Below are 26,708 nucleotides of genomic sequence, written 5' to 3' on the forward strand. Positions count from 1 at the left end.
CTGAATAGTACGAAACCTATGTCCGATTTTAATTCACAGCACAGCACCGCTTTTAGTCCGATCTCTCCTGCAGAACGTTATGCACAGGCTTTGTCTTCAGGACAGTTTATGCCTGATGATGCACAGGCCATGGCAGTACATGAGCTGAATCGTACCTGGCTGGAATTAATTCAGCGCTTCAAAGCGTCTAAAAAAGCCTTTCGCCGTTTTCGTCGTCAGACTTCGCCAAAAGGCGTATATATGTGGGGCGGAGTAGGTCGTGGCAAGACCTGGCTCATGGATCAGTTTTATGAATCGATTCCATTTCGCCGTAAAACCCGTATGCACTTTCACCATTTCATGCAACATGTGCATCGTGAATTAAACAAGCTTTCGGGTCAGCGCAATCCTCTGGATCTGGTAGCGGATCAGATTTATAAAGATGCTGTGGTGATCTGTTTTGATGAATTCTTTGTATCTAACGTGACAGATGCCATGATCCTGAGTGATCTGTTCCAGAAGCTGTTTGAGCGTGGCATTACGCTGGTGGCAACTTCGAACATTGCACCAGATGGTTTATATAAAAATGGGATTCACCGTGACCGTTTTCTGCCAACCATTGAAATGGTCAAGAAAAACTGTGTCATTCTGAATGTAGATGCCGGTGTGGATTACCGTTTACGTGTCTTAAAGCAGGCGCAATTATTCAAATATCCACTAACGCATGATAATAAAAACTGGTTGGCACATCGCTATACCGCACTGACTCAAACCCAAACCTCTTCTCAAGAACCAATCATCATCAATAACCGCATTGTTGAAACTGTGGCACATACTGAAGATGTGTTGTGGTGTGAGTTCTCTGAACTATGCCTAAAACCGCGTAGTCCGGCTGACTTCATTGAAATTGCGAATATCTACAATACGGTATTGGTCAGCAATGTGCCGCATTTAACCGATTTCCTAAATGATGCCACACGCCGTTTTATTTATCTGGTCGATGAATTTTATGACCGTGGAGTCAAATTACTGCTGACTTCAGAAGATAATATTATTGATCTTTATAAAGGTGAGCGACTGGCTTTCGAAATTGAACGGACCCGTTCACGTTTGCTAGAGATGCAATCAGATGAATATCTGCATTCAGAACATCGCCAGATCGAGAAAATAGCTTCAAGTGAGCCTGAATAAATACAACAAGCGCTGGTCATGACCGGCGCTTTTTTATGCATTCCATTGCGTCAAAGATCGACAAGCTCAGCCAAACATGGCTTAATCTTGATCTAAATATGACCTTGTATAAAAAGAACGGACAACTTTTATTCAAAAATCTGAACTTAAGTCTAATTTCTACATTTCAAAAACTTTATACACTGTCATGAGGGTATTTAGCAGGATGATATTGCATCGTGTGTGACATCATTTAATAAGAATATGAGGGTATTCTTATTAGAAAAATGCTCATTATTTTGCGGTGTGATAGTACTATTCAGCTAGATTTTAATCGGTATACTAGAATCTCTTGTATAAAAAGTAGCAATATCAGGAAAGACAATGACTGCACGTATTCAAAAAGGCAAGTTAGCGATTGCTAAAGAACTTTACGATTTTATCGAAAATGAAGCACTACCAGGTTCTGGTTTGGACAGCGAAACATACTGGAAGAACTTTGAACAAGTCGTTGTTGATCTTAGCCCTAAAAACAAAGCACTTTTGGCTAAGCGTGATGATATTCAAGCTAAAATTGATGAATGGCATCGCAATAACACATTTGAATTACAAGCTTACAAAGCTTTCTTGACTGAAATTGGCTACTTATTACCAGAAGTAGAAGATTTCCAGATCAGCACTGAAAATGTAGACGAAGAGATTGCACTATTGGCTGGCCCACAGCTGGTAGTTCCAGTACGTAATGCACGTTACTGCCTGAACGCAGCGAATGCACGCTGGGGTTCTTTATACGACGCTTTATACGGCTTCGACGTGATCTCTGAAGAAGATGGTGCTGAAAAAGGTAAAGGCTATAACCCGAAACGTGGTGAGAAAGTTATCGCATTCGCGAAAAACTTCTTAAATGAAACATTCCCGCTGGCACAAGGTTCACATGCTGATGCAACCAAATATGCAGTTGAAGGTAATGCACTGGTTGTAACGCTGAAAGACGGCTCTACCACAACTGTTGCGGATAGCTCTAAATTCGTTGGTTACAATGGCGAAGCTTCTGCACCGACTGAAATTGTATTGAAAAATAACGGCCTGCATGCGATCATCCAGATTGATGCAAACAGCCCAATTGGCCAAACAGATGCTGCAGGCGTAAAAGACGTTGTGCTTGAAGCAGCTGTAACGACGATTCAGGACTTGGAAGACTCTGTTGCAGCAGTTGATGCTGAAGAAAAAGTAGAAGGCTACCGTAACTGGTTAGGCTTGATGAAAGGTACGCTTGAAGAGTCTATCGAGAAAAATGGCAAGACCATTACCCGTAAACTAAATGCTGACCGTACTTTCAAAAATGTTGAAGGCGGTGAGACCAAGGTTCATGGCCGTTCATTGATGCTGCTTCGTAACGTTGGTCACTTGATGACAAACCCGGCGATCCTTGTAGATGGCGAAGAAATTTATGAAGGCATTATGGATGCATTGGTCACTCCATTGCTTTCTGTGGCTGATATCCGTGGTGAGAACACGATCAAGAACTCACGTACCGGTTCTATGTACATCGTTAAGCCAAAAATGCACGGTCCGGAAGAAGTTGCATTTGCGGTTGAACTGTTTGAACGTGCTGAACAGGCGCTTGGCTTACCTGCTAAAACGCTGAAAATTGGTATCATGGATGAAGAGCGTCGTACTTCAGTTAACCTGAAAAACTGTATTGCTCAGGCGAAAGACCGTACCATCTTCATTAACACCGGTTTCATGGATCGTACAGGTGATGAAATCCATACCTTCATGGAAGCAGGTCCATTCGTGCGTAAGGGCGAAATCAAAGGCCAAAAATGGTTCCCAGCTTACGAAAACCGTAACGTCATGGTAGGTTTGCAAACAGGTCTACGTGGTAAAGCACAGATTGGTAAAGGCATGTGGCCAAAACCAGACATGCTGTTAGACATGTACAAGACTAAGACTGAGCACCCTGAAGCAGGCGCAAGCTGTGCATGGGTTCCATCTCCAACAGGTGCAGTGATTCATGCGATTCACTACCATCAAATTAATGTAGCGAACCGTCAGCAGGAACTTCTTGCAACTGAAGCATTGCCTTTAGATGATTTGTTAACTCCACCTCTTGCAACTGATACTAACTGGTCTGAAGAAGAGAAACTGAAAGAACTGGAAAATAACTGCCAAGGTATCCTGGGTTATGTGGTTCGTTGGGTTGATCTGGGTGTAGGTTGTTCTAAAGTTCCAGACATCAATGATGTGGGCTTGATGGAAGACCGTGCAACTTTACGTATTTCTTCTCAGCATGTTGCAAACTGGTTACGTCACGGAATTGTAACGCGTGAACAGGTTGAAGAAGTAATGCAACGCATGGCGAAAATTGTGGATGAGCAAAATGCGAATGATCCACTGTACAAGCCAATGGCTGCTGACTTTGACAACAGCATTGCATTCCAGGCTGCTTCTGATCTGATCTTCAAAGGTGGTGAACAGCCATCAGGCTATACAGAGCCGCTTCTACATGCAGCTCGTTTAAAACTTAAAGGTTATACAGGTGACTAATCCTGTAACTTGAAAAAAAGCCTCTTCGGAGGCTTTTTTATTGCTCTTAAAAAAGATCTAAGGATAAAAATGTTCTTTTGGAAGGTAAACTAACTGACTGAACACCTAAAACAGAACAATGTCACAGAAGAAAATTTTAATAATAATTATCTGTTAAACAGTAGCTTTATATCTGCCAGTCGGTATTCCTATGAGCGTTTACAGTTCCTCATGCTGGGTAGCTGTAGAGCTTTGGATAGTGATATTTAAGACTCAGTTTAATTCGCAATTTTTAATTTCTAAGAATCGTATTTTGGCTGATGTACTGGAAGATTTAAACTGCGATAAAAGAGAATCATGCATCAGTAAGTTCCACTTACTTATAAAGTTAAAGATAAAAGCGTAACAATTCGTCGCTGTCACTTCCATCCTGAAATGGCTCTGCTAAAGTAAAAGCAAATCAATAAATTGCAGGGAAGAACAGCATGGCATATCAACATTTGGATCAGCAGTTTATTGCGGGTCAGTGGCAACCTGGCCGTTCCCAGAAAATGATTCAGAATTTGAATCCTTATACTCAAGATACGATTTTTACTTTGCAGGCTGCCAGTACAGCAGATGTTGATGCGGCTTATGCGGCAGCTGATAAAGCCTTTCAACAGGGTGCTATTAAATCAGTTGAGTTAAGACAGCAAATCCTGCAAAAACTACAACAGGTGATTCAGGCACGCCAAGATGAAATTATTGACTGGTTAATTCTTGAGTCTGGAAGTACCCGTTTTAAAGCGGGTCTGGAAGTTGGCGCTGCTTTATCCATTATTCAGGAAAGTCAGAAATTTCCGGAGCAGATCAAGACTGAACAGCTGGAGAGCAAAGATCCCCAACGTAAAAGTCTGGTACTGCGTAAACCCTTGGGTGTGATTGGTGTCATTAGCCCATGGAATTTTCCATTTCATTTATCCATGCGTTCGGTAGCAACAGCGATTGCCTGTGGAAATAGTGTGGTACTCAAGCCAGCAAGTGATACACCAGTGACAGGTGGAACCTTATTAGGCAAATTGTTTGAAGAAGCTGGTTTACCCGCAGGTGTGCTCAATGTGATTTCAGGTGCAGGCAGTGAAATCGGTGATTATTTTGTCGAACATCCGATTCCAAAAATGATCTCATTCACGGGCTCTACTGAAGTCGGACAGAATGTAGGAAGTAAAGCCTTAGCCAGCCCTCGAATTAAACGTCTGGCGCTGGAACTGGGCGGAAATGCGCCACTGGTGATTCTGGATGATGCTGATCTTGAGCTGGCAGTAGAACTGACAATCATGGGACGCTTTATGCATCAGGGGCAAATCTGTATGAGCACCAATCGGGTCATTGTCGATGCGTCTATTCATGATGCCTATGTGGAAAAACTTTTAGAGCGAGTGAAAACTGTTGCTGTGGGTGATCCAAATCTAGAAGAGACCATCATTGGGCCGATCATCAATCAGAGTCAGATCAAAAAACATCAGCAGATTATTCAAAGTGCAAAAGAGCAGGGTGCAGAGCTGGTATACGAAGGGGGGATAGAAGGTAATCTGGTCTATCCACATATCTTTACTGGGGTAGCACCTGAATCTCCACTGGCTCAGGAAGAAAGTTTTGGACCGATTCTGCCAGTACTGAAAGCTCGTGATGAAGCACATGCCTTAAAGCTGGCCAATGATACCCGTTTTGGCTTATCTAGTGCGGTTTGTACCTCGAATATTGAACGTGGTATTAGTTTTACAGAACAGCTGGATATCGGTATGACTCATATCAATGGTATTAGTGTGGCAGATCAGGCTAATGCTCCGTTTGGGGGAGAGAAAAACTCTGGGCTTGGGCGTTTTAATGGACGCTGGATTTTTGAGGAATTCACCCGTACTCACTGGCTGACTGTACCCAGTGAATAATATTAAATGATAGAAACTTATCCATAATCCATACAGGTTTAAGCTTGGCATCAAGCTATAATCAGAACATCAAGTGATCTGTCTGATTAAGCATGTGTGCCAACTTTAAGCCTTTAACTTCACAGCAAATACATGATCTGGGCTTGCCGGAAATTCCCTTTGAATATCCGGAAGAAGTCTATCCGAATTATGCTACCCCCTTGTTATTTCAATCTGATCAAGGTCTGGAATGGCGCTCGGTTAACTTTGGCTTTATTCCCAAATGGGCAGAGGATAAAACGATTGGGACAAAAACCTACAATGCCAGAAATGAAACTTTGCTGCAAAAACCAACCTTTGCAGAAGCGACAGCCAAATGCAAGTTTGGGGTGATTCCCGTCTCGGAATTTTATGAGTCAAAGTATTTTGATAATAAACCACAGCGCTGGGGCGTCAGGCGTAAAGATGGAAAAGCGACCTTTATTGCGGCACTGTATGAAATTGCTCGGGTGCAGGATGAAATCGTACGTTCGGCTAGTATGATTACGATGGATGCAATAGACCATCCCATGATGAAAGAGTTTCATGAGCCGGGGAATATTAAACGTTCAGTTATTGTGATTCCGCACGAACGTTTACATGAATGGCTGAATCTCACGCAACCGGATATTCGTAGCTTTGTACAGGGATTTCCAGTGGAGGAGTTCGAATGTTCACATGTACCAAAAGAAAGAATCAAAAAAGCCAGTCCACAGCTGAACTTTTTTGATTCCTAAAACCTAGAAAGCAATGGCGGATCGTTAATTATTATAAAAGGTGTTATTGATCTCGCCAGCTAAATTCAAAATTGAAAAAATACTTAACGAGCCAAATTTTTAAAGATATGGCGTAAGCTTTCCATAGTTTTTTCAATTTGTAATGGGGTTAGCCCTTCAAATGACTGTTCCAGTACAACATTGGTCAGGTCATTAATTTTATGTGTCATTTCCATTCCTTTTTCAGTCAGCACGACACGGGTAATACGAGCATCGTCTTCACAGGAATAGGTTTCAACCAGACCTTCATCTTTTAAGCGATAAACGATCTTGGTGGTTGTCGACATTTTAGATACGACCATTTCTGACAGGTCAGAAACGCTGGCATGTGGTTTGGCTTTAAGAGCAAGCAAGATACGGCGACGTGAATTATCGACACCATACTTTTTTAGTGCATGATCTACATTTAGGACATATTGGGCATGGACTTGAGTCACCCAGTAGTATGGAAAGTTTTCTAAATTAAAGTCTTCTGCACAAGGTAAAAATTTTGCATATTTTTTAGTCATGAAATGTTCCTTTTATTTATTTTTCTAGGGCACTGACATTTTATGTAAAAGTTTATACATGTTTCAACCTTTATTTTTAAAATGTTAACGAGATTGCATTTGTTAGATCTTCTTAACATCAAAAAATCAGGCGATTTACATGTTGTAGCTCAATCGGGGCAAATTGTAACTGTCTTTATCCAGATGAATGGCATTGATATGACATGCAAATCTTAAGGCTCCAGATTAGGTTTAGAGTCTAAATAAGAGCTGGGTTGGCAAACCATATGGATAAATGGCCGACCTGCGCATATCTTACTTTTGGTGAGTATGCGGAAATACAATTCAAAATCGATGCTGTTTAAATGAATGCTCTGATACATTTTTAATCTGTAGCACGATGCAGATGCGGATTTCTCAAATCTGACCGAAAGCTAGAGCGAGTACATTTAAATTGGTCACTCATCGAATAAAACCGTTTTGGATGAGAAACTTATGCATCTTTTTGATCCCACGACTAACTATTCATAACGTGTATGAACCATTTTAATAAAAAAATCCATATTTAAAATATGTCTTTAGATAAGTGGATTTAATGGACTTAGTCGGATAGTGGATGATTCAATATTTTATGATGCATGATTAGATATGAATATTAAGAGAAACAGTAATTTATATCTCAGGCTTCTATCAGTTAGATTTAATGCGCTTAGGGTCAAAAAGAAGCCTAAATTTTCTTTAATTTGTAATGAGTTATGTAGAACATAACAGATTCAGGCCAATGATTTGAAAATTAAAAGATTTTAGAATGAGGAGAGGCAAAGCGGTGCAACAGTTTTTCATAAATTTTATTGTTCAAAAATCATAAGTTTATGCATAATAGATACATCTTAAGTCGAAAAGGTTAAATTAAATGGATCCCTCGCCGTGCGTTGATCTTCCATATTCGTTGCTTACATACTCAAACGGGATGGTGTTCTAATGGAATTTTTATTAGATCCCGGAATTTGGGTTGGTTTAATTACTCTTATTATTCTCGAAATCGTTTTAGGTATTGATAACCTAGTCTTTATTGCCATTCTGGCTGAGAAACTTCCCCCTGAACAGCGTGATAAGGCCCGTGTGATCGGTCTATCCTTAGCCTTGCTGATGCGTTTAGGTCTGTTGTTCGCGATCTCCTGGTTAGTCACCTTGACTCAACCGCTTATTCAATTATTTAACTGGACCTTCTCCGGACGGGATTTGATTCTGCTCTTTGGTGGTTTATTCCTGCTCTATAAAGCTGTTACCGAACTTCATGAAAAAATTGAAGGCAAGCCTGAAATACAGGTTACGACCAAGGTGGCATATGCAGGCTTTACAGCAGTTGTGGCTCAGATTGTCATACTGGATGCCGTATTTTCACTGGACTCGGTGATTACCGCCGTAGGTATGGTCGATAATATCTATGTCATGATGGCGGCCATGATTATCGCGATGGCCGTGATGTTATTGGCGTCTAAACCATTGACTGACTTTGTGAATCGTCATCCTACGGTCGTGATTCTGTGTTTGAGCTTCCTGCTACTGATCGGGATCAGCCTGATGGCAGAAGGTTTCGGTTTCCATATTCCGAAAGGTTACATCTATTCTGGTATTGGCGTTGCAATTGCAGTTGAAGCCTTTAACCAGTTTAGTCAGCGCAATGCTGCGAAACATGAAGCCAAGATTCCGTTGCGTCATCGCACTGCTAACAGTATTCTCCAACTGATGGGCGCTAAGCTTGAAACCACCAGTACTACTCAGCATGAAGCACAGGAAACCTTTGCGGATGAAGAACGCTATATGATTGGCGGGGTATTGACCTTGGCAGAGCGTTCTGTAGCATCGATCATGACCCCACGAAGTCAGATTTCCTGGGTCGATCTGGAGGATAGTCCGGAACAAATCCGTGAAAAAATCCTGTCTGTACCCCACAGCCTGTTTCCGGTTTGTCGGGGCAGTCTGGATAAGGTGATTACCATCGTTCGTGCCAAAGAGCTGTTAGATGTACTGGATGAACCGGAAGAGTTAAAAGCTTTGATCAAGCGTCATCGCCCTATCTATATCTTTGAAAGAATGAAGGTGATTGACGCGATTAATACCTTACGTACCTCAAAAGGCTCTCTGGTGCTGGTAAGCGATGAATTTGGTCATGTACAAGGTCTGATTTCACCGCTAGATGTGTTTGAGGCAATTGCCGGTGAATTCCCGGATGCCGATGAGCAGCTGGATCTGGTCAAAGTTGATGATACACACTGGATTGCATCTGGTATGCTGGATTTGTACCAGTTAGAACTTGAGCTCGGTATGCTGGATCTGATTGATGAAGATGCAGGCTATATCAGTGTTGCCGGTCTGATTCTGGATAAAACCAATAGTGTGGTCGAGGTAGGCACTGAACTGAACTACCAAGGTATTCAATTCAAGGTAATGGAAATCGAAAATAACCGGATTAAGTCGGTGAGTATCCATTATCAGGGTTAATCGCCTGTCTTGATTATTTTTTGAGTCAGTTGCTTAAGGGCAACTGACTCTTTTATTGAATATTATTTATGACTTAGATATTAATGCTCACCTAAGCTTATTCTTCAGGCTAAATGGAGTATTGAATATTTCGGAAGCCAAGAATGCGTAATAGGTTTTACAGGTTTAGAAGTAATAAATCTTACTGAAGTATCAAAATCCAGACATGCTTTATTTAGAATTATTAAACAAATTTAAATAAAGTTTAAAAATAAGTGTGAATTTGACTAAGTGGTAAAATATATATTTCACGTAATTTTGAAAGATATTAGTCAAATTCGAGATACAAAAGCTCATCTAAAGCTTACACAATACTCAGCTTGAGCGCTTGAAAAATTATTTTTGCCAGATTAGGGCTGAATTTAATTATCTAAAAATAAGTTGAATAGTGTAATAGGGTGTTCTATGTGTTCATTATAAAACACCCGACTGATGCTTAATCCGCCAAAATCCGAAAGTCTGCATATTGACGGATCGTTTCTATATTCAATTGATGGATCTCATCGGTAAATGCAGCATTAAACTGGCCTAAGGTCGGTGCTTTGGCAAAAGCCAATTGACCGGCGATTGCAAAATGAACATGAGCAGAGAGCGCTGCGATCGCAGGAGAACTTACTGCACTATACGCTGCAATCAGGGCCCCTAGGGCACATCCAGTTGCTGTGACGCGCGGCTGTAAATATGAACCGCCTAAAACCTGAATCACCGGATAATCTCTGGAAATGATGTAATCAGACTCACCTGAAATAGCGATACATTCACATTGTTCCAGTAAGGCCTGCGCCTGTAGATAGACTTCTGAGCTATCGACAGTGCTATTGACGCCTTTGGACTCAATATTTTTCCCTGCCAAAGCACCAATTTCTGAAGCATTCCCCCGTAAAATTGTGGGTTGATAGGTCATGAGCTGATCCACAACACCTGAACGCCAATGCAGTACATTTCCATAACCAACAGGATCTAGTACCCATGACTTTTGGATACTGTGTGCTGTTTTAGCAGCGATCTGCATCGCCTCGACCTGTTCGGTAGTCGGCGTTCCCAAATTTAAACTGAGTGCTCCAGCAATTTTGACAAAGCTCTCTGCTTCAAAAGGATTATCAATCATAGCGGGCGAAGCATTCGCAGCCAGCAAGATATTGGCCACATAATTGCTGGCCACCGCATTGGTCATCACATGCACCAAGGGTTGCTGCTCTTGAAGCAATGACCAGGCTTCACAGATCTGATCGAAAAGAGTATTTTGTAATTGTTGCACGGAAGTATTCATCATCCTGATCTTTCAAATATGAATAGAGCTGCTAAATGCTTAGCGGGTAAAATAATGGTCTTGATGTTTGCAGTTACGGCATAACAGGCTGACATAATCGCTGGCATCATATTCAACAGTAAGCTCTTGTGAGCCGCAATGCATACAGCGTTTTTGTGAATAAAATTTCAGGCGTGGTTCAATCTTTTGCCATGAACGCCAGACCGGCTGGAAGAAAATATTTTCATCATAACCCAGGAAGCGGAAAAACAGGATGCTGCTCATTTTGCTCAAAGGCAATTGCGGTGGACGAGGCAGGATAGAGGTTTCCCATTTTTCATTCACTGAACGTTCCCGATATTGCTGTAGGGTCTTTTTCAGTAAATTGGTATTAATGAAATTTTCATTTCGTGGTTTTAAAGCTTTCTGCTGATACAGATATTCGAGGGCCGATTGCACCAGATAATAAATCTGTCCCACAGCCAAAACATCGAGCAGGCGATAGCAGAAAGCCTGAAAACTTTGATTGCCCGCAATCTGGATACCCCAGCTACGGCAATAGAACTGAGCGAATTGAATGACTTCCTGATACAGCAGACAATACAGTGCATCTTTGACTTCATCCGCACTTTTAAAAGGTACGCCTTTGCTCAGATTTTCATAGAACCAGTAACGCAATTGCTGGGTAATACTAAACAGGCTTGGCTCAGAATAGCCATCCAGACGTACATTAATATAGTACTGCTGATTCTCTTGTTGAATATCTCTAGGAACTAGAATCTGGTCTTTCAGCAGATTTTTGACCAGACCATGCTGATACAGGTAATTCGGGCTGATGGAATAATATTTAATGGCATGCCAGTCAATATATTCCTGATGCTGGCTATGTTCCTGAACCTGTTCATCCAGAATCGAGAGCAGAAACAGTTTATTAATAAAGCTGAGCTGATTGAGCTCATATTCATGCCGATCCTGTTTTTTATGAAATTTCCGGTTTTCCTGTAAACGGACTTCTTTCAGCATACGTTTACGCTGAGCCAGACACTGATCGCAATAACAGTTATGTTTCTGGTCGGTATAGAGCTGATGCTGGCAGTGGCTGCATTCATGATAAGTAATGTCCTGATCATACTGTTCTGCCTCGATCCAGTACATGGAGGCCTTACATAACGGGCACTGCGTACTTTCATCAAGCTGTTTTTGCAGAACGTTGAATACCATGATTGCGCACAACTCCAGAATAAAGAGAAACTGCGATTATACACAGCTCATCAAAGTCACGCGTCATTTGACAATATTTTTAATAAAGCAGATTTCAGAAGAAGAGAGCCTTTAAACGAACAGAGCTACCGAAGTAGCCCTGTATTCAAGAAAACTAGATCATCGTTTTTAAACGGGGCAGGGTAATGTTTCGTCTTCCTCTCCCTGATGTTTCGCTTGAATCAACGCCTGCACTTTTTTGGATGGAACCTTTTTGGCACCGAGTGCATCATAAGTATTCAGAATCGCACTGACCTCATGCGCCTGTAGCTGAACGCCTTCAGAACTCATGAACAGGGCAATAACTTTATGATCAATATTGGCCTGATCCAGAACCTGAAGTGTTTTAAGATTTTCAATCCGTACCACATGCTGTTTTAAATACATAGCTCACCTCAATTTCTTTGTTGTCGTTATTTTTGGAGTCTTTGCGCTTGGAGAAAACACACTTAAACTGTAGCAAAAACTATGCTCATTTTTTAATCAATATTTCGGAATTGCTATTAATCATAAATTATATATTTTTAAATCAAGCACATAAGAAAATGTAAAAAAATATGATATTAGCCGAAAACTTGGCATATATCTTTCTTTGAATCCTGCCATTGCTGTTGGGTGATGCAAAATGCATTCAAACTGGTGCATGTCATTTGTGCATTTAAAATGAAATTTGGAACGCAGATTAACCAGAACTTAATCTTTTAGAAGTCAGGTTTTGCAGCGCCCAGCATCTAAATTAGATATAAGGTTGTCCTGAACCCAGGCAGTAATTTTTCATATTGGAATAATACTTTGCATGTGCAGGAATCATGCATAGAGGAATCATACAGTGCAGATGAAAGCTTTTTTTATTTTATCTTTAAGTTGTTTTAGAGATGGGGATTTTAGATATCGGGCAAATATAAGGCGATTATCGTATATTTTGATGTAGCTCAATTGAAAAGATCAGTAATTATTCCCATATACAATACAAATGAAACGCACAGACAGGTTCAAGATCAAGGCGTATGATCAATGCATTGACAATCTTTTGCCTTAGAAGCTGTGCAAAAAGGATCAGGACATTATATGAATATCGCGGCGAATCCGGTGATCGAAGCAGATCAAACCATTTATTTAAAAGACTATCAAAAACCTTCTTTTGTTGTAGATTCAATCGACCTGAATATTCAAGTCTATGACGATCATACGCTGGTCAGCAGCAAACTGGAGATGCAGCGTCAAACAGCAGGTGATCTGGTATTGCTTGGTCGTGACCTGGAACTGCAATCAATCCAGTTAAATGGTCAGCCACTAAATGCATCAGATTATATTCTAGATGCTGAGCAACTGGTGATTAGCAATGCTCCAGATCAGGCGACTATTGAAACAGTGGTCAAGATTCATCCAGAAAGCAATACCATGCTGGAAGGTCTGTATCAGGCCAGTTCAGATCTGTTCGTGACTCAAAATGAGCCGGAAGGTTTCCGTAAAATCACGTTCTATCCAGACCGCCCAGATGTATTGTCTGTATTTACTACTCGTGTTGAAGCCGACAAAAAGTATCCGGTTCTACTGGCTAACGGTAACCTGATCGAAACTGGTGAAGTGGATGAAAACCGTCACTATGCACTTTGGCAAGATCCAACCAAAAAACCAAGCTATTTATTTGCCTGCGTGATTGGTGATCTGGCAGTGATGAAAGATCGCTATACCACATCAGAGGGTCGTGATGTCGCACTGGAAATCTATGCCGAAGAAAAAGACATTCCAAAATGCAAAATCGCGATGGAAGCGTTGAAACATTCCATGCGTTGGGATGAAGAGCATTATGGTCTGCCATACGACCTTGATAATTATATGATCGTAGCAACCAGCGCATTTAACATGGGTGCGATGGAAAACAAAGGTCTGAATATCTTCAATACCTCATGTGTATTGGCTGATGAAGAATATACAACTGATGTTGCCATCATGCGTGTGCAATCAGTGATTGCCCATGAATATTTCCATAACTGGACAGGTAACCGGATTACCTGCCGTGACTGGTTCCAGCTGTGTCTGAAAGAAGGTTTGACCGTATTCCGTGATCAGTCTTTTTCTGAAGATCTACAATCTGCTGCGGTACAACGTATTGATGATGTGGCAGTCCTGAAAGCGCATCAGTTTCCGGAAGATTCTGGCCCTTTATCGCATCCACCGCGTCCGGATCATTTTGTAGAAATTAATAACTTCTATACGGCGACCGTGTATGAAAAAGGTGCAGAAATTAACCGTATGATGGCGACTTTGCTCGGTAAAGAAAAATTCCGTCAAGGTACAGATGAGTATTTCCGCCGTCATGATGGTCAGGCCGTAACGGTTGAAGACTGGGTAGCTGCCTTGACTGCCGGTTCAGGGGTAGATCTATCAAACTTCCTGACTTGGTATAACCAGCCAGGTACACCGAAACTGGTCGCTAAAGGTGAGTATGATGCAGATACACAAACTTATCGTCTTCGCTTTAAGCAAAGTCTGAAAGCTCATCCGAAATATCCGAATCTGAAAGCTGTTCCGATTCCAGTGGCTTTGGCTTTGTTTGATGCGGCTACAGGCGAGCAGCTGAGCCTGCACTCTGATGCCTTATTTGAAAATGGCGTCAAAGATGGGGTGTATCTGTTTGATCAGGATGAAGCGACCATCGAGTTTAGCGGTCTAACCAGCAAGCCGGTGGTTTCTTTACTACGTAACTTCTCTGCACCCGTTGATCTGCATTTTGATTACTCTGAACAAGAACTGGCGTTCCTGTTGCAATATGAAACCAATGGTTTTAACCAGTGGCAGGCGACCCAGACTTTATTAGAACGCATTTTGTTGGATGATCAACCTTCTGAAATCTATATCGAGGCAATGCTAAATACCTTGCCTGATCTGATTCAAAAAGATCCGTTATTGGCTTCCCGTCTGTTTGATGTACCGGCTGAAGGTTACCTGGGTAGCCGTATTGATACAGACTATAATCCAGCCATGATCAAGGAAAAACGTGATGCCTTGCTGCATAAATTGGCACGTGCCTTTGGAGCAACAGCTAAAGAAATCTATCTGAGTCTGGATCCTGAGCTGCAGTCAGATTTCTCTCAGGCGATGGGTGTGCGTGCACTGAAAAATATCATGTTGATGCTGATTGCACGTCAAGGTGATGAAAGTGCATTTGAACTGGCAGAGCAGCAATACCAAAATACAGGCAATATGTCTGAACGTTTGGGTGCCTTGCGTGTGCTGGTATGGAATGATGCGCCTCAAGCCAAAGCATTCCTGGATGATTTCTATAACCGCTTTAAAGATGAAGCACTGGCACTGGATCAATGGTTCATGCTGCAAGCAGCTCATCCAAAAGCGACTGCAGAAACAATTAAAGCACTCACTGAGCATGCGGATTATGACTTGAAAGTGCCAAACCGTATCCGTGCGGTGAGTGGCGGTTTGAATGCCAATCCGGTCAATACCTGGAGCTTTGGTGTGCAGCATTATATCGAGCTGGCGAAATATCTGGATCAGAAAAACCCGATTGTCGGTTCACGTCTACTTCAGGTGCTTTCACGCTGGTATACCCTGATTGAACCACAACGCAGTGAAGTCAAAGCACAACTTGAAGCTTTAAAACCACAGGTGAAATCGAAAAATGTCTCAGAGACATTGAACAGTATGTTAAGCGTATAAGATCGTTATGTAAAAAGCCGGATCAACTGATCCGGCTTTTTATTATTGACTTATTTTAAATGGTGAATTTAAGCGCATTTAAAATACTATAATGTGAAATCAGTCACATAAAAGGTTTACAGTAAGAGGCTAGACAGGAAAGTAAAACTATACTTTTCTATTAAACATGAAGAAATCTTCAAATTGATATACTAGAGGTCTTATTCAAGATGTTAGTGAAAATCGAAGATGGTTTTTATTTAAATACTCGGCATATTATTGCGGTTCATGTCAGCAGAAATGCTGCGACTGGTCTGTTTGAAATCTCCCTTCAATATACACCGCATTCTATTCAGCAAGCTGGAGAATACAAAAAAGTATTTAATAGCCAGCTGGATGCTGAACTCTTCCTGAACGAACTGAATCAAAAAGTTCGCTAAAAAAAGCCTGCATCGCAGGCTTTTTTGTTGTCTGGGTTACGTTAAGGTCTCACAATCAATACCGGAATCTCGGACTGGGAAAGGACATTCTGTGCCACGCTGCCCAGCATCAGTTTTTGCAGACCTTTACGGCCATGTGATCCCATGATAATCAGATCGGTCGGAACTTCCTGCGCTGCCTGAAGAATTCCTTCAGAAGGTGCCATACCATGAATGATCTTGGTCGTGACTTGTGTACCATCATGCACAAAATTTGCCTTAATCTCATTTAAAAGATCCAGTGCATGTTGTTCTGCCTGCATGAAATAGTCAGTGACTGCGGGAGCAACCTTATAAAAGTCCACGCCTTTAAATGGGTCTACAGCAATAATACTGACCAATGTCACCTTACTATTAAAAGCTTTGGCCAGCTCACGGGCATGTTCAGCTGCAGCATAGGACATCGAGGATTCATCGAGTGCGACAAGAATATGTTCATAGTTTTGCATGGTGCTTCCTCATTTTTAGAATATGCAGTGAAATGATCATTTAGAAAATGGAGGTTTACTGTAGAAGGGTTCAGACAGAAACACTGCCTGAAAAAATTGCGCACCTTGAAGATGCGCAAATCAGATTATTTTTTAACGATTAACACCGGAATTTGACTGGCGCCAAGAACATCCTGTGCAAAGCTGCCCAGAATCATTTTCTGGAAGCCTTTACGGCCGTGTGAACCCATGACGATTAGATCAGCCTGGGTTTCCTCTGCAGTCTCAGCAATATGTTCGGCATTCACCAGGCCAGTCACAATGCGGGAATCTGCTTCTATACCTTCACTGCCTGCAATTGCAGTGGCTTCTTTTAGGGCATTTTTTGCATTGGCATGAGCCTGAGCAAAATACTCTTTCATAATCGTTGAACTGTAGTAGAAGTCAGCTTCAGTAAAAGGGTCTTCTGCAATCAGGCTAATCAGGGAAAGTTTACTGCCAAATGCCTTGGCAATTTTGGCTGCATGTCGAACTGCAGAAAAGGAAATATCTGAACCGTCTACTGGGACTAAAATATGTTGGTAAGCCATGATTTTTCTCCGTATGTTGTGTGTTTTTTACGCTCTGATTTATTGATAGCACAATGTACCCATGGGTGCAATTGCAAAAAGCTGAAAAATGGCAAAAAATCTTTAAATTACAGGTATTTTCACATAAATGCAGAGATTTGATGAAAGAAAAAACAGAGCAAAAAACTAGGGATTCAGGTTTTATTGATCAAAAATAACAGGATAAATGACGCTGTTTTTCTGGGGATGGTTTAAACTGCCTGAGCTTATTTTTGGGCTGATCGAGGGGGAAGGTTTTGAGGTTTTTTGCTATTCATTTATTGTTGTTCTGTTCAATTATTCTGGCAGGCTGTCAAAATACTGTACAGAACAGCCGGGTCATTGCCAGTGCTTTTAATTTGACCACAGGGATGCAGCAAAAGGTGATGGATCGCTATGCACCAGGTTCGGTCATCGTGCATCAGAATATTGTCTATGAACCGCAGCAAAAACTATCTCTGGATCTGTATCAACCACAAAATATCGAAAATATCGGCCCGCAACCAACCATTGTGTGGATTCATGGTGGTGGCTGGATTTCTGGTTCCAAAGAACATGCCCGGGGTTATTTTAAACTTCTGGCTGCGCAAGGTTATAATGTGGTATCGGTCCAATATCAGTTTGCACCTCAAGCCATTTATCCAAGCCAGTTACATCAGATTGATCAGGCCTTGGAGTTTATTACTCAACATGCAGCCGAATACCAGATTGATGCCGAAAATTTATATCTGGCCGGAGATTCTGCCGGGGCGAATATGGCCAGCCACTATGCTGCACTTTTAACAAATCCCGCCTTTGCCAAACAATCGGATTTTCAACCTTATCTGCAACCTTCCCAGCTTAAAGGTCTGATTCTGCACTGTGGTATTTATGACTTGGAGTCATTCGCCAGTACCGCACCTGATGAAATGAAGATCGTAGAGTGGGGAGTATATAGCCTGATTCAGGCTTATACAGGTGACCGTAAAAATGATACCGAGTTTCTAAAACGTATTTCTCCAATCCAGTATATTACGCCATCTTATCCGCCAGTATTCATTAGCGGGGGCAACAAGGATTTTCTGACCGACACCCAATCCTTGCCTTTTATCAAAGCTTTAAAAGCGCAGCAGGTTCCAGTAACAGAAGTTTTTTATCCCGAATCTAAAGCTTGGCTGATTCATGAATATCAGTTCTTTATGGGCAAGAAAGAAAGTCAGCAGACTTTTATCAAGACGCTGGATTTTTTGCATCAGCTTTCGCCCCTCAGCATAAACTTATAAAAAATTTATTTCTTAAGACCATAACTAAGTTTAGGTCTAGGAAAGATAAATTTGGAGAGTGAAAAAATGAATCCTGCAACTTGGGCATATTTTTTGTTGGGTTTGGCCATTATTGCCGAAGTCACTGGCTCTACATTTCTGGTGAAATCTGAAGGCTTTACCCATTTGTGGCCTTCTTTAGCGGTGGTTGTTTTATTCTGTATCGCCTTTTATTTGCTGTCTCAGGTGATTAAGGTGATTCCTTTAGGCATTGCTTATGCGATCTGGGCCGGTGTCGGGATCATTCTCACGGCCATTGTCGGTTATATTGTATTTAAGCAGGCGCTGGATCTTCCTGCTTTTATTGGTATTGCACTGATTATTTCCGGTGTAGTGGTCATAAATCTGTTTTCTCAAGCAGCAGGGCATTAAAAAAAGATAGACATAAGTCATCTCTACTTTTATAAATTTAAGCCAACTGAGGTTTAAGCTTAAATAGTAAATAAACCATCAAACCAAGCAGTAGGCCCCAGAAAGCAGAACCAATGCCGAAAAACTGGATATTGGATGCACTGAACAGAAAGGTCATCAGTGCGGCTTCCCGGTCATGAGTGTCCTGAAAAGCCAGTGCAATGTTGTGGCCAATGGTACCAAATAGGGCAATGCCAGCCAGAACCGTAATCAGAATACCCGGAAAAGCCATCAATAAGCTGGTCAGGGTTGCAGCGAAGAAACCCATCAGGATATAAAATAGTCCACAGCTCATACCCGCGATATAACGTTTAGCCGGATCAGGATGGGCTTGTGCATCCAGACTGACTGCTGCGCTAATCGCGGCAAGATTAACACTGAAACAGCCAAAGGGAGCGAGTAGTGCCTGAGTGAGGCCCGTCCAGCCTAAAATTGGATTCACCTTGGGTGGATAGCCATAGCTTTTAATCACGGCCAGGCCAGGTAAATATTGTGAAGCCAGATTAATCACCATCAGCGGAAGAGCCAGTCCTAAAATAGCTTGCAGGCTAAATTCTGGTGTGGTCCATACAGGCTGAGCGATGCTCCAGTCCAAATGTGGAAGCGTAAAATCGATAAAGAACGGACAGAGTGCAATTGCAAGCAGCACAGTAATGACAATGCTATAACGGGTACTCAGTTTTTTGGAAATGAGATAAATGGCCAGTACGGTAAGCACAAAGCTCCAGGATTGTTGCAGGCTGCCAAATACTGAAATACCAAATTTCAGTAAGACACCAGCCAGCATGGCACTGGTCAGACTTTGTGGAATAAACTGAAAAATCCGGTCAAATATTCCGAAAAATCCCAGACAGGCAATCAGGATACCGCAAATCAGAAAAGCGCCAATCGCTTCGGCCAGACTGTAATGGCCTGCGGAGGCAATAATTAACGCCAGACCGGCTGTCGACCAGGCGGTGGAAATCGGATAACGATATTTCCAGGAAAGCAGAAAGCCGGAAACCCCAATACCTATGCCGAGTGCCCATAACCAGGAACTGATTTGCGCTGCATTTGCACCCAGGCTTTGGGCTGCTTCAATGACCAGTACGGCGGATACGCTGATCCCAATCATGCAGGTAATAAAACCCGCCATGATGGCAGGAAAGGAGAGATCTTGTAAAAGTTTAGGCATCATCCATGACACTATTTTTAAATGCGTTTAAATCATACGCTTTTCATATATCAACACAATGTTTTTAACAATTTTTGAAAGCGCTGCTCTTGCCAGAAAGCTGCTGATTCTTAGAAAGTAGATGTCGCCAGTTTGATGCCGAACCCGCAGAAGAGAATTCCTACTGAAGCAACCCCGCCAGCAGTCAATTTATAATTCTGGTTGAAATAGCTCGCGAGTTTGACCCCGGAAAAGATCAGGATTGAAAGGTAGGTCATGCTGATCAGTTGCAGGATTAAAGCCAAGAGTGCAAAAGTCAGTGCCGGATAAGGGTAAACAGGATCAACAAACTGCACGAAAAAAGACAGGTAGAACAGAATCGCTTTAGGATTTAAAACACTGATTGTTAATGCTGTACGGAAGGGCTGAATCGACCCGACAGTTTCAGGAGTAGTCTTTTTAATCTGAACACGTTGTGATGACTGTTTCGGAAAGAAAGTCTGATAGGCGGCAATGATCAGTTTGATCCCAAGATAACTGAGATAAACAGCACCAATAATTTTCAGGGCAATAAACAGCACGGGAAACGCATGAAGTAGAGAGGCTGCGCCTAACGCCGTACATAGGATCAGAATCAAGTCACCGGTATAAACCCCTAAGGCACCCATATAACCGGTCTTGATGCCAAAACGAGAGGCAATTGACATGACATAGAGGGAATTCGGCCCCGGCAGTAACACAATTAACGTTGTCCCAATAATAAAGGTCGTTAGATCTGTGATACCAAACACGAAGAACTCGCAAAAATGAAAAAAGCCGATGCGGCATTATAGCAACATCGGCCTGGAGAAACTCTATAAATTCGCTGTGAATTTAGGTGGTGCTCAAAAAACTTTCCTTTAATAAAGCCGCCAGTTGCTCACGTGCCTTGATAAAGCCATCGATACCACCTTGCAGTAATTCACTGGCCATCTGGTCCTGTTTCAGTTGTGCATCAAAATCGGCATGACTGATTGGACTCAGTTCACCTTGAGATTGAATATCTTTGGCTGAAAGCTGAGCCTGAACTTCACGCTGATCATTTTCAAGTTGTTCCAGCAAGTTTGGTGCAACAGTCAGTAGATCACAACCGCTGAGGCCCAAAACCTGCTCAATACTACGGAAGCTTGCACCCATGATTTCAGTTTTAATCCCATGCGCTTTATAGAATTCATAAATGCGCTTCACTGAGAGTACGCCCGGATCTTTTTCAATTGGATACGACTCAACACCTTCCGCTTTTTTGTACCAGTCTAGAATGCGGCCGACAAAAGGCGAGATTAAAGTCACTTTGGCATCAGCGCAGGCATGGGCCTGATGCTGGCCAAACAATAAGGTCAGGTTGGTATGGATACCTTCTTCTTCCAGTGCTTTCGCTGCCTGAATACCTTCCCAAGTCGATGCGATCTTAATCAGGATGCGGTCAGAATTAATTCCATATTGATCATACAGCGCGAGTAATTCTTTAGCCTTGGCGATGGTCGCTTCAGTATCAAAAGACAGGGAGGCATCCACTTCAGTCGAAACACGACCTTCAATCAGTTTTAAAATTTCAACACCGAATTTGACGGTCAAAATATCAATCGTGCGTTCAATCAGGGCATTATTCACATAGCCTTCTTGCTGGGCTTGTTGAAAAGCAGCTTCAATCAATGCCTGATTTTCAGGTTGTTTCGCTGCTGCAGTAATCAGAGATGGATTTGTGGTTGCATCCAGAGGGCGAAATTTCTCAATTGCGCTTAAATCACTGCTATCTGCCACAATAGTCGTCAAGTTTTTTAATTGGTTTAATGCAGTTAATGTCATTACGATCTAGTTCTATGGTTATTGCTTATGCATTCTTATATATCATAAATCATCCTCTTACCAAGTAGACTGTCGTTGAATTTCTGTGATTAATGGTCGGTTTTTCGCTGCTGACGCAAGTGATTAATCAAAAAATGAGCAGCTGTACCCAGTCGAGTTTCCCGGCTCCAGACCAGATCGACAAAATATTCAAATTTTGGGGTGAAATCGAGCAGCTGCAAGATCTGTAGCTGCTCCTGCAAATGTAGCTGTTCATTGATCATTTCCAGAGGGAGTACACCCCAGCCCAAACCTTGCTGGATCATGTTACAGGCTGAATGATGATTGTCAGTGCGCCAGTAATTCCGGGAAAAGAGCAGTTCTGGCTTAATGCTACGATCACGACTGGCAACAACAATCTGTCGGTTTTGTAAAATCTGTTCATAGCTGACCTGGTGAAATTGACTTAATGGATGCTGTTTGGCCGCCACAGCAACCAGTACCTCACGCTTTAATTCTATAAACTGTTCACGGGTTTCTAATTGCTCCCGCTCAAACATCAGCGCTAACTGCGCTGAACCTTCAAATAGCATGTGATGAGCATCTTCCTGAGGTGCGCTAAAGACATTAACTTGCAGCGCTGGAAATTCCCGTTCCAGCAAAACGATATAATCAGTCCAGCGGGTATGGAGGAGCTCAGACACCACCACAATATTCAGTTCAGATTCAAGACCTGAACTAAGTGCTAGGGCATGTTGCTTCCATTGGTTGATTTCAACCAAAAGCTGCTCAGTTTTTTCATACAGTACTTTCGCCTGTGCAGTTGGTTTTGGCTCACGGCCAATGCGTTCAAATAGCACCAGATTAAGATCAATTTCTAGATTGGCAATGGCCATACTCACTGCAGAAGGAACTTTACCAAGTTTACGCGCAGCAGCAGAGAAGGAGCCAGTTTCCATAACCAGTTTAAACATCTGTAGCTGTTCTTGATTAATATTCATGCATTCCATCTTTCATTTTTATTGATAGATTCTAACTCGAATAATCAAATTAAAAGAAATAAAATTCCCTTATCTCCTGACTTGATGAACTGAAATGTTAATTTCAAAAAGAAGACTGATTCATGCCACCTTATATGAAGGCATTTTATTGGTGGTGATTGCCATATTACTGAGTACGCTCATGCATATGCCGCTTGAGGTCACAGGCGCTCTCGGAATTGCGATGGCTGTCACTTCAATGTTCTGGAATATGCTGTTTAATCATTATTTTGAAAAGTTTGAAGCCAAACATCGTCTGAAAAGAACCATCAAAGTGCGGATTGCTCATGCGATTGGATTTGAGGGTGGTTTGATGCTGGCCACGATTCCGATGGTAGCTTATGCATTGCAGATCAGTCTGGCGCAGGCTTTTCTTCTGGATTTGGCGATGACATTATGTATTCTGGTGTATACCTTTATTTTCCAGTGGTGCTATGACCACCTTGAGGCCAAAATGGGGCTGGAACCAGACTACCGAAAAGCTTAACTTGAGTCTTTACTAGAGTAATCCTCAAATGCTTCGCTAATAATATTGCAATAAAAAACCGCTCATAGAGAGCGGTTTTTTTATATGAGGCTTGGATTATTTTTCAATAATTGCTGTTACGCCTTGACCACCAGCTGCACAGATCGAAACCAGTACACGACCTGAACCTTTCTGGTTAATCAGTTTTGCTGCAGTTGCGATAATACGACCGCCAGTTGCTGCAAACGGGTGACCTGCAGCTAGAGAAGAACCTTTTACGTTCAGTTTGGCACGATCAATTGAACCTAGTGGAGCATCCAGACCTAAACGTTCTTTACAGAATTTTGGATCTTCCCAAGCTTTCAGCGTTGAAAGTACTTGCGATGCAAATGCTTCGTGAATTTCATAGTAGTCAAAATCTTGAAGTTTTAGACCAGCACGTTCCAGCATACGAGGAACTGCATAAGCAGGTGCCATCAACAAGCCTTCTTTCTTCTCTACGAAATCAACGGCAGCAGTTTCCTGGAAAGTCAGGTAAGCCAGTACTTCATGGCCATTTGCTTTAGCCCATTCTTCAGAAGCCAATAGCACACAAGACGCACCATCAGTCAGTGGAGTAGAGTTACCCGCCGTCATGGTACGTGCATCGCCTTTACCAAAAGCAGGCTTTAGTTTCGCCAGTTTTTCAACTGAAGAATCTGGACGCAAGTTGTTGTCACGTTCAAGACCCAGGAATGGAGTCACCAGGTCATCAAAGAAACCTTCTTCATAGGCTGCTGCCATTTTTTGATGTGAAGAGGCTGCAAGCTCGTCTTGCGCTTCACGGGAAATACCCCATTCTAGTGTAGTAATTGCCTGATGGTCACCCATAGACAGGCCAGTACGTGGCTCACCATTTTTTGGTGCGTCCATCAGGTCTTTCACATTGATTTTAGTCAGGGCTTTTAAACGGTCTTTCGCTGTTTTCGCAATGTTCAGCTCAAGTAATGCTTTACGTAAGCCATCACCGAAAGCGATTGGTGCATCAGAAGTCGTATCTACACCGCCTGCGATTCCCACTTCGATTTGACCTAGAGCAATCTTGTTCGCGACCAGGAAGGCCGCTTGAAGGCCAGTACCACATGCTTGCTGGATGTCATAAGCAGGGGTTTCCGGTGCAAGAGCAGTATCCAGTACACATTCACGCGTCATGTTGAAGTCGCGGCTGTGTTTCAGTACAGCACCTGCAACCACTTCACCTAAGCGTTGACCTTGAAGGTTAAAACGTTCAACCAGACCATTCAGGGCTGCTGTGAACATATCAGTATTGGATGCCGTAAAGTAAGCACCGTTAGAACGTGCAAATGGAATGCGGTTACCACCGATAATAGCAACGCGGCGAACTGTATTTTGGCTCATGTTTGGTTCCTGTTGAACAGAAGTCTGTGTTATAGATGTTGAATCTTGTTGGCTTGAAGTCGTTTTTTTGGTACGTGCAGATGTACTGCGTGTACGTGTGGTTTTAGCCGGACTTTTTTCTGCGGCATTGGCTGTATCAGGATTTTTAGTGCTACGCTTGCTACGCGTTGATGGTTTTGACACAGTTTCTGTCGCAGAGTTCTCGACTGCTGGATTATCTTGAGTTGTTTTGCTCATAAGGCTTTACCAGGCAAATAGATCGTCTTCTTGGCGGTTACATTAGCATAGAAGAAGATAGGCTGTATTGACTACAATGACATTACAGACTGCGCTTAGGTCAAGTCATCTGCCTGTTATCTCAAGTATGATTGGGCGGAAACTGGTAGATCTATTGAAATATAAGTGTCTGGCATCATACTGAAGTTTAAGGATAACTTTAGATCAACCAAAAATTAATTTGTATGAGAGATAATAAACATGACTGATCAGTACCAAACTTTTGCAAAATCTCCTATTGGTAAATTTGTCATTAAAAATTTGGGTCTGCCATCCCCAACTTCTTTAGACCGTTTTGAGTCTGCTACACCAGTTGTCAAAGGTGCGGTATTGTTTGGAGCAGCACCGGCAAGTACCTTGACTGGTGCTATTGCTCAGGTTCTGGCAAATATTCATGCCAATAGTTATGCAGGTAACAATGCTGAACTGCAACAGGCTGCTGCATCGGCTGGACTGAATCTGGGCGCGTTTAATCCGGGCGATAAAGAATCAAAATTCAAAGTTGTCATTTTTGATGCTTCAGGAATCGAAAATTCAGAACAGTTAAAATCACTTTATGATTTCTTCAACCCGATTGCGCGTCAAATCCAAAGTTCTGGCCGTGTCGTGATTGTGGGGACTACGCCTGAAACTGCTAAATCAGTCAGTCAGTCAATTGCTCAACGCGCACTGGAAGGTTTTGTAAAATCTGTGGGTAAAGAGTTTAAAAAGGGAATTGCAGCAAACCTGATCTATGTAGATGCCGGTGCTGAAGCAAATCTTGAATCTGCTTTACGCTTTGCAGTTTCTCCACGTTCTGCCTATGTTTCTGGTCAGGTGATCCGTGTTTCACCTGCTGAAAAAGTGGATGTAGACTGGACTAAACCATTAGCGGGCAAAACTGCTGTAGTGACTGGTGCGAGCCGTGGTATTGGTGAAGCGATTGCTCATGTATTGGCACGTGATGGCGCACATGTCATCTGTCTGGATGTTCCGCAACAGCAAGCAGACCTTGACCGTGTAGCCGGCGAAATTGGCGGTTCAACTTTAGCCATCGATATTACTGCTGCAGATGCAGGTGAGAAAATCAAAGCAGCAGCAGCTGAGCAAGGCGGTCTGGACATTATTGTGCACAATGCCGGTATTACCCGCGACAAGACTTTGGCCAATATGAAACCTGAGCTATGGGATCTGGTGATTAACATCAACCTGTCTGCCATTGAACGTGTAAATGACTATTTAATCTCCAACGATGGTCTAAATGCCAATGGCCGTATTATCTGTGTATCCTCAATTTCAGGCATTGCAGGTAACCTGGGTCAAACCAACTATGCAGCGTCTAAAGCGGGTGTGATTGGTGTGGTGAAATTCACAGCACCAACCTTAAAAAATGGTATAACGATTAATGCCGTTGCACCGGGCTTTATCGAAACACAAATGACGGCTGCGATTCCATTTGCAATCCGTGAAGCTGGCCGCCGTATGAACTCAATGAGCCAAGGTGGTCTACCTGTAGATGTTGCAGAAACAATTGCCATGTTTGCTTCTACGGCTTCAACAGGTTTAAATGGCAACGTGGTTCGTGTCTGTGGTCAAAGCCTATTAGGGGCTTAAAGCATCAAGTCCTTTCTTGCAGTTTAATTAAAGCTCAGGGAGAGGATTTAGGAGAGGGAGATTAGGGGCCTTTTTTTAGCCCTCTCTCTAACTCTCTCCCAAAGGGAGAGAGAACTCCACTCATATATAAATG

At 42.4% G+C, this 26,708-nt stretch carries 23 protein-coding genes; 12 read left to right on the forward strand and 11 right to left on the reverse strand.

Annotated elements, in window-relative coordinates; translation table 11 throughout:
- Positions 1–18: 18 nt before the first annotated feature.
- The 4 genes from zapE to FTU72_RS04395 all read left to right on the forward strand — a co-directional run bounded on the left by zapE (position 19) and on the right by FTU72_RS04395 (position 6,361).
- Entirely contained in the window at positions 19–1,170 is a 1,152-nt protein-coding gene (gene zapE, locus FTU72_RS04380; RefSeq protein WP_104425963.1) for a cell division protein ZapE, read from the forward strand.
- Positions 1,171–1,533: 363 nt separating this feature from the next.
- A complete protein-coding gene (locus FTU72_RS04385) occupies positions 1,534–3,699 on the forward strand; it encodes a malate synthase G (protein ID WP_034702314.1) in 2,166 nt (721 codons plus the stop codon).
- Between the two features lie 464 nt (positions 3,700–4,163).
- Complete coding sequence (locus FTU72_RS04390) at positions 4,164–5,606, forward strand: aldehyde dehydrogenase family protein (RefSeq protein WP_179992444.1); 1,443 nt, start codon at positions 4,164–4,166, stop codon at positions 5,604–5,606.
- Between the two features lie 92 nt (positions 5,607–5,698).
- Positions 5,699–6,361, forward strand: coding sequence for an SOS response-associated peptidase family protein (locus FTU72_RS04395; RefSeq protein ID WP_004783965.1), 663 nt, complete (start codon positions 5,699–5,701; stop codon positions 6,359–6,361).
- Between the two features lie 83 nt (positions 6,362–6,444).
- Here FTU72_RS04395 and FTU72_RS04400 read toward each other — a convergent pair whose 3' ends face one another.
- Positions 6,445–6,909 (reverse strand): MarR family winged helix-turn-helix transcriptional regulator, encoded by a 465-nt coding sequence (locus FTU72_RS04400; protein ID WP_179992445.1) that lies wholly within the window; start codon positions 6,907–6,909, stop codon positions 6,445–6,447.
- A gap of 960 nt (positions 6,910–7,869) precedes the next feature.
- Here FTU72_RS04400 and FTU72_RS04405 point away from each other — a divergent pair.
- Positions 7,870–9,393 (forward strand): TerC family protein, encoded by a 1,524-nt coding sequence (locus FTU72_RS04405; RefSeq protein WP_179992446.1) that lies wholly within the window; start codon positions 7,870–7,872, stop codon positions 9,391–9,393.
- A gap of 475 nt (positions 9,394–9,868) precedes the next feature.
- Here FTU72_RS04405 and thiM read toward each other — a convergent pair whose 3' ends face one another.
- The 3 genes from thiM to FTU72_RS04420 all read right to left on the reverse strand — a co-directional run bounded on the left by thiM (position 9,869) and on the right by FTU72_RS04420 (position 12,328).
- Positions 9,869–10,702: a hydroxyethylthiazole kinase gene (gene thiM / locus FTU72_RS04410; protein WP_166135031.1), complete on the reverse strand. Its 834-nt coding sequence runs from the start codon at positions 10,700–10,702 to the stop codon at positions 9,869–9,871.
- Positions 10,703–10,741: 39 nt separating this feature from the next.
- Entirely contained in the window at positions 10,742–11,902 is a 1,161-nt protein-coding gene (locus FTU72_RS04415) for a hypothetical protein (protein ID WP_179992448.1), read from the reverse strand.
- A gap of 168 nt (positions 11,903–12,070) precedes the next feature.
- Positions 12,071–12,328 carry a hypothetical protein gene (locus tag FTU72_RS04420; protein ID WP_004783954.1) on the reverse strand — a complete coding sequence of 86 codons (258 nt, stop codon included), beginning with the start codon at positions 12,326–12,328 and terminating at the stop codon, positions 12,071–12,073.
- Between the two features lie 681 nt (positions 12,329–13,009).
- Between FTU72_RS04420 and pepN the strand changes: the two genes are divergently transcribed.
- Positions 13,010–15,619, forward strand: a complete 2,610-nt coding sequence (gene pepN / locus FTU72_RS04425; protein WP_179992449.1) for an aminopeptidase N — start codon at positions 13,010–13,012, stop codon at positions 15,617–15,619.
- Positions 15,620–15,828: 209 nt separating this feature from the next.
- Positions 15,829–16,038 (forward strand): hypothetical protein, encoded by a 210-nt coding sequence (locus FTU72_RS04430; protein WP_004783945.1) that lies wholly within the window; start codon positions 15,829–15,831, stop codon positions 16,036–16,038.
- 41 nt (positions 16,039–16,079) lie between these two features.
- Here FTU72_RS04430 and FTU72_RS04435 read toward each other — a convergent pair whose 3' ends face one another.
- On the reverse strand, positions 16,080–16,526 hold the full coding sequence (locus FTU72_RS04435) for a universal stress protein (RefSeq protein WP_104425970.1): 447 nt from the start codon (positions 16,524–16,526) through the stop codon (positions 16,080–16,082).
- A 125-nt stretch (positions 16,527–16,651) separates the two neighbouring features.
- A complete protein-coding gene (locus FTU72_RS04440) occupies positions 16,652–17,095 on the reverse strand; it encodes a universal stress protein (RefSeq protein ID WP_125279008.1) in 444 nt (147 codons plus the stop codon).
- Positions 17,096–17,148: 53 nt separating this feature from the next.
- On the opposite strand from FTU72_RS04440, the gene FTU72_RS04445 reads away from it, so the two are divergent.
- The 3 genes from FTU72_RS04445 to FTU72_RS04455 all read left to right on the forward strand — a co-directional run bounded on the left by FTU72_RS04445 (position 17,149) and on the right by FTU72_RS04455 (position 18,786).
- A complete protein-coding gene (locus FTU72_RS04445) occupies positions 17,149–17,292 on the forward strand; it encodes a hypothetical protein (RefSeq protein ID WP_166135019.1) in 144 nt (47 codons plus the stop codon).
- Positions 17,293–17,370: 78 nt separating this feature from the next.
- Entirely contained in the window at positions 17,371–18,375 is a 1,005-nt protein-coding gene (locus FTU72_RS04450; RefSeq protein WP_180031081.1) for an alpha/beta hydrolase, read from the forward strand.
- A 66-nt stretch (positions 18,376–18,441) separates the two neighbouring features.
- Positions 18,442–18,786 carry an SMR family transporter gene (locus FTU72_RS04455; RefSeq protein WP_179992451.1) on the forward strand — a complete coding sequence of 115 codons (345 nt, stop codon included), beginning with the start codon at positions 18,442–18,444 and terminating at the stop codon, positions 18,784–18,786.
- 37 nt (positions 18,787–18,823) lie between these two features.
- Here FTU72_RS04455 and FTU72_RS04460 read toward each other — a convergent pair whose 3' ends face one another.
- From FTU72_RS04460 to FTU72_RS04475, 4 genes are all read right to left on the reverse strand, one after another.
- On the reverse strand, positions 18,824–19,999 hold the full coding sequence (locus FTU72_RS04460; RefSeq protein ID WP_180011521.1) for a benzoate/H(+) symporter BenE family transporter: 1,176 nt from the start codon (positions 19,997–19,999) through the stop codon (positions 18,824–18,826).
- A gap of 110 nt (positions 20,000–20,109) precedes the next feature.
- A complete protein-coding gene (gene leuE / locus FTU72_RS04465) occupies positions 20,110–20,769 on the reverse strand; it encodes a leucine efflux protein LeuE (protein ID WP_179992453.1) in 660 nt (219 codons plus the stop codon).
- 82 nt (positions 20,770–20,851) lie between these two features.
- Positions 20,852–21,823 carry a transaldolase gene (tal, locus tag FTU72_RS04470; protein WP_179992454.1) on the reverse strand — a complete coding sequence of 324 codons (972 nt, stop codon included), beginning with the start codon at positions 21,821–21,823 and terminating at the stop codon, positions 20,852–20,854.
- Between the two features lie 89 nt (positions 21,824–21,912).
- Complete coding sequence (locus FTU72_RS04475) at positions 21,913–22,803, reverse strand: LysR family transcriptional regulator (RefSeq protein WP_179992455.1); 891 nt, start codon at positions 22,801–22,803, stop codon at positions 21,913–21,915.
- Between the two features lie 94 nt (positions 22,804–22,897).
- On the opposite strand from FTU72_RS04475, the gene aceI reads away from it, so the two are divergent.
- A complete protein-coding gene (aceI, locus tag FTU72_RS04480; protein ID WP_034170552.1) occupies positions 22,898–23,329 on the forward strand; it encodes a chlorhexidine efflux PACE transporter AceI in 432 nt (143 codons plus the stop codon).
- 96 nt (positions 23,330–23,425) lie between these two features.
- On the opposite strand, the gene FTU72_RS04485 is transcribed toward aceI, so the two are convergent.
- Positions 23,426–24,943: an acetyl-CoA C-acetyltransferase gene (locus FTU72_RS04485; protein WP_179992456.1), complete on the reverse strand. Its 1,518-nt coding sequence runs from the start codon at positions 24,941–24,943 to the stop codon at positions 23,426–23,428.
- Between the two features lie 240 nt (positions 24,944–25,183).
- On the opposite strand from FTU72_RS04485, the gene FTU72_RS04490 reads away from it, so the two are divergent.
- Complete coding sequence (locus FTU72_RS04490; protein WP_004783922.1) at positions 25,184–26,575, forward strand: 3-oxoacyl-ACP reductase; 1,392 nt, start codon at positions 25,184–25,186, stop codon at positions 26,573–26,575.
- The last annotated feature ends 133 nt before the right edge of the window (positions 26,576–26,708 follow it).

The sequence above is a fragment of the Acinetobacter sp. YH12137 genome (assembly GCF_013418535.1).
GTDB lineage: Bacteria > Pseudomonadota > Gammaproteobacteria > Pseudomonadales > Moraxellaceae > Acinetobacter.